Below are 12156 nucleotides of genomic sequence, written 5' to 3'. Positions count from 1 at the left end.
GCCCGCTGCCGCCCGGCCGATTCGCGTCCGCTCTGACGCCGGTATGACGCCCGCCCCTGAGGCTAGGCGGCAGTCCTATACGTGCTGCCATTGGCATCGAGTTCGAACCAGAGCATCTTGCCGCGTTTGCCGCAGAGTTCGTCGTCGAGCAGATGGCTTCCCCATCTGTCGGCGCACATCTGTACAAGCAGCAGTCCGCGCCCGCCCTCCCCTTCTCGGTCGCAGTCCCGCGGCGGAGCGACCCGTTCGCGGAACGTCGTCGGAATGTCGGGGTTTGTATCCCACACACTCACCCGCAGCCGTTCGTCCTCCAGGCCGGTACTGTGCAGCCGCAGGGAAGCCGGCCCGTCGGAGTGCAGGTAGGCGTTGGTGACGAGTTCGCTGGTCAACAGCTCTGCGACGTCGACGAGTTCACTTATGGCGTGCCGGAACAGCACGGCCCGCAGGGTGGTCCGCGCCACGCCGGCTGCGCGCGGGTCGTGGGGGAGATCGAGGGTGTACGTCCAGGGCTGCTGTGAAGATACGGTTGCCATGGAGCCTCCTGATGGGAGGTGGAGTTGGAGCCCGTTCGACTGCGTGGCACTGGCAGTTGAAGGGGCGAGTCAGGCCACACCGTAGCGCCTGATATGTAAGGTATTCCATCAACATAGAGGAATGCCTTACAGGTCCCCTCGTGTGAGTGACGAGGGGCATTCTGTTCGAGCGAAGAGAGGGCACGCATGCCGTCGGTCAGCTCCCCCACGCTGAGGCAGCAACGTCTGGGTGCTGAGCTGCGCAAACTACGGGAACGGGCGGGGCTGTCCTCAACCGCTGCCGCCGGCCTCCTCGGTGGCAATCAGGCGAGGATCAGCAACATCGAAGCGGGCCGGTACGCGGTGAGCGCGGAACGCGTGCGCACCTTGGCCGGCAACTACACATGCTCGGACCCGGATTACGTCGACGCGCTCGCCGGTATGACCGGCACGAGGAAGCGCGGCTGGTGGGAGGAGTACCGGGAACTCCTCCCGAAAGCGCTGCTGGACCTCGCCGAACTCGAACATCACTCGACAGCGGTGCGCGTCGCGGTAGTGGTCCATATCCCCGGACTGCTCCAGACCACGGAATACGCTCGCGCGACATTCCGCGAGAACCTTCCGCCGCTGCGCCCGCATGAAGTCGAGCACCGTGTCTCGTACCGCATCAAACGCCAAGCGATCCTCTTCGGGGCCAGCCCGGCCCCCTACACTGCGATCGTGCACGAAGCGGCCCTACGAATGGGCCATGGCGGCCCGAGTGTCACGAGCGAGCAACTCGACCATCTCAACGAGATGAGCGAGCACGGCCACATCTCCGTCTTGGTCATCCCATTCGGCGAAGCCTCGTTTCCCATCTCGGGCCAGCCCATCACGTATGCCGGCGGCCTTGTGCCGCAGCTGGACACGGTGGTGGTCGACACAGAGATGGGCTGCGACTTCCTTGACGCCGAAGCGCAGTTGACGAAGTACACCTCGGTACTGGACCGCATGGAATCCCGAGCCCTAGGCACGACCCGGTCGCGGGACCTGATCCACCGCATCGCACAAGAGACTCGCAAGGGATGAAGATGCCCCCGCTGACCTGGCAGAAGTCCTCATACAGCAATGAGGGCGCCAACTGCATCTACGTGGCCGCAACTCCTGACGGAGCTGTCTGCGTCTGCGAGAGCGACGCCCCCGGCACTGTGCTCTCCACCAGGCCGGAGGTGCTGCGCACGCTCATATCGGGCATCAAGTCTGACAGGTTCGGCGCGGGGCCGTCGCGTGTGTGAGCCAGTCGCGTTCGACGGGGTAATCCCCATGGCCACGCGCAAACGGTCGTATAGGGCGCGGGGCCTTGCGTGAATGTGCCCCTACTGACCTGGCAGAAGTCCTCGAACGGCAACGAGGGCACCAACCGCATAGATGTGGCCATGGCTCCTGACGGAGCCGTCGGCAGGGAACGCCGTCAGTCCGCCTCCAGCAAGTCGTCAATGTAATCCCCCAAGCCCCCTGGCAATGCATCACGATTGACCTCATGCAAACGTGCCATATTTTCGGTTTGGAGAAAGCCGCTCGCCCCTAGACTCAACAGGGCATTCAGTTGGGATTCCAATGTGGAAGTGTCCTGCTCGCAGGCGGCGCAGACGGAAAGAATGGAGGCCATCAATGCAACATCATCGCGAGAATAGCTGCCCACCCAGTCTGTCACTTTATCTGCCCCGAGTTCCCGATGTCGCGCATCCGAGTCGACGACGAGTCGAATAATTTCCACCAACCGATCGGCGTGAGCAGACAAGTCGAATCACCTTGAGTCAGTAAGGAAGCGGATAATTGCTGGGCCACGGAACGTGCGTTCCGTTCGCGGCGGATGGGTTATAGTGAGGACTGTTTGGGTTATGTACTTGTCGATGATACAGGTTGCCCTCGACGTCCTGGTATTTCCCTCCGATTGAGACTCGGTAGACATCCCCGTTATGGGCGTTTGAACCAGTCGGGGCGTTTCCGTCTGGGCCGTGGACTCGCATTCGGACGACATTTCCCGTCTCGCTGTCCGTCCACTTGTATTCAACTCCCGCCTGCGCTCCACCATTGGAGTCGGGCGTGAGGGTGCGCTTCTGCGCATCCGACGGGACGATGTCCATCGGATTTCTATCGCGTAGATCCCACCCACCGTCCTTGATGCGTGTAGGGCAGCCCTCAAGGCCCAGACCGTCTGTCCAGGTATGCGGGTTACGGACATACGCGTGGTGGTTGGGTGCTGGAGTGATGCCCAACGGGTCCGGGCTGATGTAGCGGGCGGATTCTGGATCGTAATAGCGGAAGTAGTTGTAGTGGAGGCCGGTCTCCGCGTCAGCGTATTGGCCCGGGAAGCGGAGAGGGCAGTCGACGGTACTGGTGTCCGTTGGGGTGGGGAAGCGCGTGCCCCACAATGTTGTGCGGTGCTGCCAGGCCACCTCGCCCGCTTCGGTGACCAGCTCCGTCGGGGTGCCGACCAGGTCGGTGATGATGGCGTGGAAGCGGGTGGCCTCGGTCGGGTCCGAGGATTCCGCGTATTTCGAGATCAGCGACTCGCCCGCCGCCCGGGTCAGCGGGCGGTGGTCCGTCTGGGTCAGGGGGCGGTGGGTGTTGGGGGCGTAGTCCCAGGTGGTGGCTCGGCCGGTGGGGGAGAGTTGTTCTGCCAGGCGGCTTTCGTCCCAGGCGAAGGTTGTTTCCTCCGCCACCTTGCCGTCTTCGCCGAGGCGTTGCTTCGCTATTCGGCGGCCCAACGGGTCGTACGTGTAGTGCCAGGTTTCGCCATCCGGGGTGACCGCATCCGTGAGGCGGTCCTCCGCGTTCCACTCGTATGTCCAGGTTTTCGTCTGGCCGTTGAGGAGTTTGCGGGTTTTGCGGGTCAGGCGGCCCTGCGCGTCGTGTTCGTACCGAGTACGGCCCGCCCGCCGGAGCAGGGTGCCGGTGAATTCCCGTTCGTCCGGTGATTCGTGTGCCGGGGCCTCGGCTTGTGTCAGGTTGCCGGCGCCGTCGTAGGCGTAGCGTTCTGTCCAGCCGTGGGCGTTGACGCCCGTTATTCGGCCCATCGCGTCCAGGTTGAAACGGCGGGTGCCTGAGGTCAGTTCGCGGATTTCGGTGAGGTAGCCGTCGGGGCGATAGGCGTAGGCGCGGTGTTGCAGCAGGTCGTCCGCTTGGGCGGCGCGGATTGTCTGGGTGGTCAGGCGGTCGTTCTTGTCCCAGGTCTGTGTCAGGGTCGCACCGCCGGCCAGGGCCCGTTCGGTTTCCCTTCCCGCCGCGTCGTAGGCGAAGGCCAGTGTCCCCGCGTCCGAGCGCAGGGCGGTCGCGCGGTCCTCCTTGTCGTACGTCCATTCCGACGACAAGCCGGTCGGCGTCACCCGACGCGTGCGGCGGCCCAGCACGTCGTACGCGTACCTCGTCGTACGGCCGTTCACCGACTCCGTCAGTACTCGCCCCAGCGCGTCCCGCTCGATGACCAGTGCCGCGTCCGCGTTCGTCGCCCCGACCAACGCGCCGGCCGCGTCGTAGGCATACGTCGTGATCTCGTCACCGTCGCCGCCGCGCTGCTCCACCACCCTTCCCAGGGCGTCCCGCTCGAAGCGGAGAACCTCGCCCGCGCCGTTCGTCCGCGACGTCAGGCCGCCCGCCGCGTCGTGTTCGTACGCCAGCGTCCGGCCGTTGAAGTCCGTCTCCGACGCCAGGCGGCCTGCCTCGTCGTACGCGTATGACCAGGTCAGGCCCTGCGGGTTGGTCACCTCCGTCAGCCGCAGCTCCGTGTCGTACGCGAAGGCGTACCACGTGCCGTCCGGGTCCGTGCGCGTCGCCGGGACGTCGAAGTGGGTGGAGGTCTGGTGCGTGGTGTTGCCCGCGGGGTCGGTGTGGGTGAGGAGGTTGCCTTCGCCGTCCCATTGCCAGGTCTCGCGTGTGCCGTCCGGCAGTTCGCGTCGGCTCGGCTTGCCCTCGGTCGTCCAGGCCATCCGCATCGTGTGGCCCAGCGGATCGGTGGATTCCGTAACGCGGCCGAAGCTGTCCCGCGTCACCGTGGTCGTGTGCCCCAGCGCGTCCGTCACCGCTACCGGCAGGCCCGCCGCGTCGCACGAGACCGTACGGGTGTGGCCCAGCGCGTTCGTCACCGACGCCAAGTGGCCCGCCGGGCCGTACGCGTAGCGCGTCTCCGCCCCGGCCGGGTCCGTCGTCGTCAGGACGTTGCCGCGCTCGTCGTACGTATGCCGCCACGTCGCGCCGCCGGGTTCCAGCACCTCCAGCGGCCGGCGCAGCTCGTTGTACGTGGCCCGAGCCGTGGCGCCGTCCGGCAGCGTCAGCTCGGTGAGGTTGCCCGCCGCGTCGTACACGTAGCGCGTCGTACGGCCCAGGGGGTCCGTAGCGGAGATGGGATTCTCGCCCCGGGTGTCCCACTCGGTCAGCGTGACGTGGCCCAGGGGGTCCGTCTCCGCGATCACCTGGCCGTCCGCGTTGTACCGGCAGACCGTCTCCCGGCCGAGCGAGTCCGTGTACGTCGTCGTGCGCGCGCCGTCGTCATAGGCGAAGGAGCCGTTGAAGACCCCGTCGCTGCCCTCGGTACGAATCACCCGGCCCCGGCCGTCGTAGACGTACCCGAAGGAGGTGCCGTTGCGGTCGGTCCAGGAGGTGATCCGGTCTTCGGAGTCGTAGGTGAAGCGCAGGGGCTTGCCGCTGGAGTTGACGACTTCGGTGAGGTTGCCCGTCGCGTCGTAGGCGTAGCGCATCACCACCGTCCCGCCGGCGGGGGCTGCCGAGGGCCCCTGCTCGTACGCCGACGGCGCCTCGTCCAGCAGGCGCAGTGCCGTGATCCGGGGGCCCCGCGTGTCCACGGCGAGGTAGTAGCCGCCCGAATGCCGCAGCCCTACCGGGACCCCGCCCTCCGCGCGTTCCACGTCGATACGGGCGCCGTTGCGGTCCTGCCAGGATTCCAGGGGCAGTTGCACCGCGCCCTCGGCCGCGCTGGGCGCGATGTGGCTGAAGGTGCGTACGACACCGGTGTACGGGTCGGTGACGGTGATGACGCCGTCCGGCGTGCCGTCCCACTCCAGCGGCCAGCGAGCCCCCTTCGACGGCAGCACCGCCTCGCCCGGCCGCGGCACCGGATACACCAGCCGCGCCCCGTCCGCCGCCGCGAACACCACACCCCGCGCGTCCAGTTGCAACGTCTCATCCAGCGTCGAGACCCAGGTGGGACCGAAGCACGTACCCGCCCGGTACGACGACAAATGCGTACGCTCGAAGAGCAGCGGCAGGCTCCCCGGCAGCTCCACGTCCGTCTGCGACATCAGCATCGCCCCGGTGGCCACATCCACCGGCTCCCCCTTGCAGGGGGTCTTGCCCGCCGGGCGGGCGAGCGGGCCCTCCTCGATCAGGTGGGGGCGCAGGTCCGGGCGCAGCAGGTTCTTGTACCCGTCGAACTGTCCCGCCCGTGCTGTGATCGGGCCCACGGCGCCGAACAACCCGCCCCAGATCATGCCGGTCTCCGCGGCGTGGGAGACCTCGGTCAGGCTGAATCCGTGCTGCTGCCCCAGCGCGATCCGTACCGGCTGGGCGACGGCCGCGTCGATGGTCATCGAGAAGACGCCCTCGTAGACCGCACCGGTCAGCATGCCCGCGGCGATCGCCGCCACCGACGCCTCGACCTCGATGCCCAGACTGGCCGCCATCTCCACGATTCCGGCGGCCAGTTCGTCCGAACCGCCGGCGGTGAACACGGTCAGCAGGACCCCGCCCGCGATCGCGAGCGCGTCGATGCCGATCTGCTCCCACAGCGTCTTGATGGCGTCATCGACTACGTCGGCGAACTTCTCCAGCCCCTTGGCCGTCTTCTCGGACGCCTTCGACAGGTCGCTCAGCCAGCCGCCGTCCTCGCCCTTGGCGTAGCGCTCCCAGAACGTCCTGAAGGCGTCGATCGCCTCACCCGTGTTGTTGTGGATGAGGGAGGTGGCCGACCGGTTGGTCGCGCCCCGTACGTCGTCGACGCTGCCGGCGAACGTCCGCCACGCGTCCGCGGCGTGCCGCAGCGTCCCGGAATTGGCATCCGGCCACCACATGCCGAGCTTGAGGAGGATCTTCTTGGCCTCTTCCTCGACGTTCATTCGGGGCCCTTGCCGTGCTCGGAGCCCTTGCCGTGCTCGCCGCCGTCCTGGTGCTTCTCCTTGGCGAAGATCCCGGCGATCCGCTCATCGTTGTCGACATGCCCGTCCGCCATGTCGTCGAGCGCCTCGTGGATGCTCACCAGGCCCAGGACGGCGATGCCCGTCGCCTGCTCCAGCTTCTTCTGGTTCGGGACGTACTGCTTGCTGAACTCCTTGCCCGGCTTGTCGTCGCCCCACGGCTCGTCGTACCCGTCCAACGTCGTGATCAGCAGTTTGAGCGCGTCGCTCAGCTTCTCGCCCTGCTTCCGGAAAACCGGCGCGGCCGACTTGATGTCAGCCGTCTTGATGTTCAGGACCTTGCCGCTGTCGTGCCCCTCGCCCACCGCGTGCCTCCCCCGCGAAACCATGCACCCGCGAAACCAACCTCCGCGCAAACCTTCACCTTAGGAAGCGAGCGCCATGAGGCGGCCAATGGTGCGCAATGGGTGGGTAAAGGGGGGAGGGCTTTCGGGGTGACATCGGACATGGGGCATGGGGTTATGGGGACAGGGGCGGGCAGGGGGCACAGCCATGCCGGGCCCGGAGACCAGCGGCCCTCTTGCGGGACTGCCAAAAAGATGACAGGGGGTCGGCGGAGCGGCGTGTCTGATTCAGCCGTATACGGCCGCTCATGACAGGCGCAGCGCTCGGAGGACGGCGTCGTGGGTGTGGTGGGTGCCGGGAGGGGCCGGGGCGGTGCGGGGGCGGGTTTCGTTGATCAGGATGTTCCAGGTGGGGCCGAGCAGTTGGGCGATGTCGTCGGGCTGGTAGAAGTCGGCGGGGTCGAAGTCTCCGTCCCGGTGGTCGATCAGGTCCGAGAGGACGTGGGCGGCGAAGAGCAGGGTGCCGCCGGGCGCGACGGCGTCCAGGAGCCCGTACAGCGCCGAGTGTCCTGGCTCGCGGCGGAGTGGGAAGTAGTGGATGGACACCAGGTCGAAGGCGCGTACCGGGGGCGGGGTGGTGGTGAGGTCGTCCCGCGCCCACGCCACGCGCCCGCTGACGTCGGCGGCAGCGGCGGCGGCGCGTCGCAGGGCGACCTCGGACACGTCGACCGCGGTGACCCGCCAGCCCCGCCGGGCCAGCCAGAGCGCGTCGGCGCCTTCGCCGCACCCGACGTCGAGCGCCTGGCCCGGTGACAAGTCGCTGGCCTCGGCGACGAGCACTGCGTTGGGGTTGCCGCTGAATACCTGATCGCGGCTGCGGTACATGTCGTCCCAGTGCTGGGCGTCCATGGCGGTCGGTCCTCTCGTCGGTTGTGCGGGGGTGGTCGACGGAGGGCGACCACCGCCGACGCCAAGGTGCGCTGGTTTCGGCGGCGAGGCAAAGTTCTTTGCCGAAACCGCAAAGTGCGGGCACGGTGGACGTATGAGCTCGATACGGTCCAACTGGACAAACACCGCTTCGTACTGGGCCGCATGAAATCCATGGCGCTCGCCCCCGCCGAGTCGCCCGAACTCATCCGCCGAATCCTTCACAACGTCTAAACGATGCCGATCTTGCCTACGCTCGACTGGCAGAAGTCCTCCTTAAGTCTTCCTGCAATGCCGGCGCTTCCGCCCGCGCGTCCACCTCGCATCCGCTCCGGACGAAATGATCCGCCTCTGCGAGAGCGGCCGTTGAAATCACAAAAGCCATGGTTGAAATGGTTGGCAAGTGTGAGGCCGTTATGGGGCTGTTGAACGCTCTCTATATGGCCATCAATTGGGCACTCGCCTCGGAAATCAGCTCGGCGGAGCGGATATTTGTGAGCAATGGGGCATTCTTGAATCCGGGGCTGCTTAAGGCAACCCGGCCGTGGCATCCGCCCGGGTATAGTGGCCTCCGTCTGAGTAGCGCTCGGTAGGAGACCAGTATGTCGGAAGCGAGGCGTGGCTGATGGGACGCGGCGAACTCATGGAGCAGTTCGACGGCAGAGGGCGAGTTGAATTGCAGTTCTATAGAAGTCAGCGTTCTCGAATGGATACTGCGACGGCGGTCGCCTACGAGCTGGGATATCAGCTCCACGAAATGAAGGTCGACAGTCGGTCCCGCCGCTACCGCCTCACGTTTCTTCGGGATGACGATCCGCTTGCCCGTCGCCGTGCGGAGAATTCGAGATTGCATCTTGCGTCCGCCACCGTTCCTCGAAACGGTTGGCGAGGGAACGCGTCGATGCGCGCCGCTCTGAGCCCTGACGCGCTGGAGGCAGGGCGTGCGCGCAGCGCGATCAAGGGTTACGAGCAGATAGCGGCCCCCGCCTCCCGCTCCTTCAGGGTTATCTTCAGCCTGATCGGTTTTGGTCTGATGCTGATAAATGGTTGGGGCATGGCGGCAGGGCGGTTCACGGAGGGGAGCGTTCCGCTTTTCTGCATCGGAGTACTGTGCGTGATTGCGGCAGTTTGGGTGCCGATGGCCGGTAGGCGGCACTACCGGGAGAACCGGGAGTTGCTCACGCGGAGTGGGACCCAACAAGGGTCCTCCAGCGATATCCCGCCACCGCCGCCTCCTATGCCTCCGCGTGGACGCGCTGTTAGTAAATGGCCCGTTCCAAGAAAGAATGAACCAGTATGTCAAAGGTTGGAGGTGGAACGCACTCCAAGAGCGCCTTCCCCGCAGGAAAGTGGCCGGACGCAACAGCCTGAACAGCCTGACCGTGAAGGAGCCTGACAGCCTATGTATGGGTTGCGCGTCGGATTGTGGTGTGGATCTTTTGCTGCCTTTGTAGCCGCGGTGTTTTCCTACCAGGTCGGTAGTAAGCCGTTGCTGGGAGTTTTTCTTGTGGTGGGAATTGTTCTCCCAGGAATCGCTGAAGCCTATGCCGGACAACGAAAGCGGCGGGACTGGTTCAGTGGGCGATTTGCCTCGCTCGACGAGTTTCGTGGCTCCGTGGATGAGGTGGAACTCCGGAGACTTCGAGAGGAAAGTGGGGTCCTGGTAGCTGCCCGGACGCTTAGGCGGCAGTATCCTTTGCTTCCTGTTGCGGAGTCTGTGAAGCTGGTCGAGTCGCTCTGAGCAGAACTAATTCGGCATGAACGGCAGAAGATCGTTGCAGTTGGCGCAGCAGATTCGGACCGCGTCGATGGTCATCGAGAAGACGCCCTCGTAGACTGCACCAGTCGGCACGCCCGTGGCGATCGCCGCCACCGACGCCTCGACCTCAACGCCCAGGCCGGCGGCCAGTACGTCCGAACCGCCGGTGGTGACCAAGGTCAGCAGGACGTCGAACCCCTTGCCCGGCTTGTCGTCGCCCCGCGGTTTAGGGGGCAACGGGGTGCAGGAGGCGCGGGGGTACGGGGTGCGGCATCTTGGTGGGTTGCCGCACCCCGTTTGTTCATTGGGTTCTGATCAGGGGGCTATTTCGCCAGTTTTGCCAGTGATCCCGGGTAGAGGTACTTCTTCTCCGGGATCTTCGTGCTGTGTGCCCAGGCGTTGAAGAATCCGGAGAGGTCCTTTCCGGAGGTCTTCTGGGCGAGCGCTTCGAACTGCGCCCACGTTGCGCTGCCGCCACGGTGGTCGTGGGTCCACTGTTTCAGGGTCGCGAAGAACGCCTTGTCGCCGACGGTGCGGCGCAGGGCGTGCACCATCAGCGCCCCCTTCGCGTAGAGCGCCCCGTCGAGTTCCTCGCCCTTTCCGGGGTCGTAGAGCTTGACGTTCCAGTACGTAGGGTCGTTCTTGTTCTCCTCCACCGTGTCGCGGTAGTAGCCCTTGTCGAGGTCGGAACCGAGGAAGTGCTCGTGATAGAGCTGGTTGGAGTACTGGGCGAAGCACTCCTTGAGACAGCCGTTGCGCCAGTCGGCCACCGAGACGCTGTCGCCGAACCACTGGTGGGCGATCTCGTGTGCCATTGCCTCGTCCGGCATCGACCCCTTGTAGGTGGGGCGGCTCTGCGTCTCCATGGCCATAGGGCCGTCTCCTCCGTCGACGACGATTCCGCCGGCGGAGGAGAACGGGTACGGGCCGAACTTCGACGACAAGAAGTCGATGATCTCCGGGAGCTGGTCCTCCCACTCCTGGTTGGTATTGGCGCCGGGGCTGTAGGCGATGACGACGGGTTTGCCGTCCTTCAGCTTCGACTTGTGCACCGTGAACTTGTCGACGGCGAAGGCGGTCACATAGGTGGCCATCGGACTGTCCTCGTGCCAGCGGAAGGTCTTGGTGGCCTTGCCGTCGGCGGTTCTGCCGGTGGTGGTCTTGCCCGGCAGCCCGCTGCCGATCGCGGTCCAGCCGTCGGGGACCGTCGCGGTGAGCTGGACGGTGGCCTTGTCCGAGGGGTGGTCGTTGCTCGGGTACCAGTCCCGCGACGAGTGCGGCGAGCCCGAGACGTACGCGCCGCCGTCCTTCATGCGCTGCCACTTGCTGCCGACCGGCTTGCCCGCGTAGCGCACGCGTACCGTGAACTTTGCTCCCTTGGCGAGCTGTTGGGCGGGAGTGATGTCCAGCTTGTGGGCGCCGGAGCGGGAGAACGTCTTGGCCGGGGTGTCATTGACGGTGACGGAGGCGACCGTGAAGCCCTTCAGGTCCAGGCTGAAGCCGTCGAGGGCCTCGTCGGCGGTGGCGGTGACGGTGGTGTCGCCGTCGAGGTGGTCGACATGGGCGGGGTCGTAGCCGACGTGCACGTCGTAATGCGAGACGTGGTAGCCGGAGTTGCCGTCGTCGGGGAAGTACGGGTCGCCCACACCGGTGCCGCCGATGGCGGCCGACGCGGGCCCGGTGGCGAGGGCGGACAGCGCCAGGCTGCCCGCCAATGCGGCCAGGAGGGTCGAGGAACGCGGCTTGCGCACAGGTCGGGTGGCGGCGAGCAGCACGGGGCTGAGCCCCGTGACCCCGCCCGTGCCCGTACGGCGGCCGGCCAACTGCATAGGACTCTCCTTCGGTCGGTACTCCGGCACCGGAAAGTGCCTTCGCCGACCAGACGTCCCGCCGGGGCGCGGGTTGCGCCGCCCGTCCCATGGATCACCCAGCGAGCTGAAACCAGACGGCCTTCCCGGGCCCCGGCCCGTGCGCGCACACCCCCCACTCGGAAGCGCACGCCCCGATGAGCAGCAGCCCCCGCCCGTTCTCCTGCGCGTCGCTCGGCACACCCTCCTCGGGCAGTCCCGGCGCACCGTCGTGGACCAGGACGCGCAGCGCTCCCTTGGCGTCCCACTCGGCGTAGAGGGTCACGGGCGCCGAACACCCGCTGCCGATAGAGGCGTTGACCGCATTGGTGACGGCTTCGGAGGTGAGCAGGACGGCCACGTCGGCGAGATCCGCCCGGTCGGCGGCCGCGAGCGCGGTCCGCATGGCGTCACGGGCGGTACGGACCCATCCGGGGCGGGGCGGGAAGACGAGAGAGAAGTCGGGGCGCGGTTCGGCGGTCGCGGTGCTGGGACACATGGCGTGACTCCTTTGGTCACCAAGGGGCCGGCCTTGACGCGACACGGTTTCGGTATGGGCATCACAGTGAGGTGGCGTCACCTGGGCGTGCCTGCAATGCAATCCGGCGTGTAGCGCCGAAGCGGGCGATGTGTCTCTGA

10 protein-coding genes are annotated in these 12156 nt (G+C 66.3%); 2 read left to right on the top strand and 8 right to left on the bottom strand.

The features are described from left to right. Nucleotides 1–62: 62 nt before the first annotated feature. Complete coding sequence (locus AB0I22_RS02910; protein WP_363128819.1) at nt 63–533, bottom strand: ATP-binding protein; 471 nt, start codon at nt 531–533, stop codon at nt 63–65. Nucleotides 534–719: 186 nt separating this feature from the next. Here AB0I22_RS02910 and AB0I22_RS02905 point away from each other — a divergent pair, with 186 nt between their 5' ends. Together AB0I22_RS02905 and AB0I22_RS02900 are read left to right on the top strand one after the other, a co-directional pair. Further along, entirely contained in the window at nt 720–1580 is an 861-nt protein-coding gene (locus AB0I22_RS02905) for a helix-turn-helix transcriptional regulator (RefSeq protein WP_363128818.1), read from the top strand. After that, nucleotides 1577–1786 carry a DUF397 domain-containing protein gene (locus tag AB0I22_RS02900; protein ID WP_363128817.1) on the top strand — a complete coding sequence of 70 codons (210 nt, stop codon included), beginning with the start codon at nt 1577–1579 and terminating at the stop codon, nt 1784–1786. The genes AB0I22_RS02905 and AB0I22_RS02900 overlap by 4 nt, the downstream gene beginning before the upstream one ends. Nucleotides 1787–1962: 176 nt before the next feature. Here AB0I22_RS02900 and AB0I22_RS02895 read toward each other — a convergent pair whose 3' ends face one another. The 7 genes from AB0I22_RS02895 to AB0I22_RS02865 form a co-directional block, all read right to left on the bottom strand. Next, nucleotides 1963–2292 (bottom strand): hypothetical protein, encoded by a 330-nt coding sequence (locus tag AB0I22_RS02895; RefSeq protein WP_363128816.1) that lies wholly within the window; start codon nt 2290–2292, stop codon nt 1963–1965. Between the two features lie 16 nt (nt 2293–2308). After that, a complete protein-coding gene (locus AB0I22_RS02890; RefSeq protein WP_363128815.1) occupies nt 2309–6622 on the bottom strand; it encodes a polymorphic toxin type 30 domain-containing protein in 4314 nt (1437 codons plus the stop codon). After that, on the bottom strand, nt 6619–7005 hold the full coding sequence (locus AB0I22_RS02885) for a hypothetical protein (protein WP_363128814.1): 387 nt from the start codon (nt 7003–7005) through the stop codon (nt 6619–6621). Before AB0I22_RS02885 ends, AB0I22_RS02890 begins: the two co-directional genes overlap by 4 nt. A gap of 285 nt (nt 7006–7290) precedes the next feature. After that, nucleotides 7291–7893, bottom strand: a complete 603-nt coding sequence (locus AB0I22_RS02880) for a class I SAM-dependent methyltransferase (RefSeq protein ID WP_363128813.1) — start codon at nt 7891–7893, stop codon at nt 7291–7293. Between the two features lie 1765 nt (nt 7894–9658). Then, nucleotides 9659–9907, bottom strand: a complete 249-nt coding sequence (locus AB0I22_RS02875; protein WP_363128812.1) for a hypothetical protein — start codon at nt 9905–9907, stop codon at nt 9659–9661. 86 nt (nt 9908–9993) lie between these two features. Continuing rightward, a complete protein-coding gene (locus tag AB0I22_RS02870) occupies nt 9994–11499 on the bottom strand; it encodes a M1 family metallopeptidase (RefSeq protein WP_363128811.1) in 1506 nt (501 codons plus the stop codon). 94 nt (nt 11500–11593) lie between these two features. Continuing rightward, nucleotides 11594–12016, bottom strand: a complete 423-nt coding sequence (locus AB0I22_RS02865) for an ATP-binding protein (protein WP_363128810.1) — start codon at nt 12014–12016, stop codon at nt 11594–11596. Between the last annotated feature and the right edge of the window lie 140 nt (nt 12017–12156).

The organism is Streptomyces sp. NPDC050610 (assembly GCF_040654875.1).
GTDB lineage: Bacteria > Actinomycetota > Actinomycetes > Streptomycetales > Streptomycetaceae > Streptomyces.
Note: the sequence above shows the minus strand (reverse complement) of the source record. Positions and strands in the feature narration are given on the sequence as shown.

Bases quoted from the DNA above. Each gene is read 5' to 3' on its own strand.
- AB0I22_RS02890 (WP_363128815.1), bottom strand. From the start codon at position 6,622: ATGAACGTCGAGGAAGAGGCCAAGAAGATCCTCCTCAAGCTCGGCATG.
- AB0I22_RS02900 (WP_363128817.1), top strand. From the start codon at position 1,577: ATGAAGATGCCCCCGCTGACCTGGCAGAAGTCCTCATACAGCAATGAG.
- AB0I22_RS02880 (WP_363128813.1), bottom strand. From the start codon at position 7,893: ATGGACGCCCAGCACTGGGACGACATGTACCGCAGCCGCGATCAGGTA.
- AB0I22_RS02865 (WP_363128810.1), bottom strand. From the start codon at position 12,016: ATGTGTCCCAGCACCGCGACCGCCGAACCGCGCCCCGACTTCTCTCTC.
- AB0I22_RS02910 (WP_363128819.1), bottom strand. From the start codon at position 533: ATGGCAACCGTATCTTCACAGCAGCCCTGGACGTACACCCTCGATCTC.
- AB0I22_RS02870 (WP_363128811.1), bottom strand. From the start codon at position 11,499: ATGCAGTTGGCCGGCCGCCGTACGGGCACGGGCGGGGTCACGGGGCTC.
- AB0I22_RS02905 (WP_363128818.1), top strand. From the start codon at position 720: ATGCCGTCGGTCAGCTCCCCCACGCTGAGGCAGCAACGTCTGGGTGCT.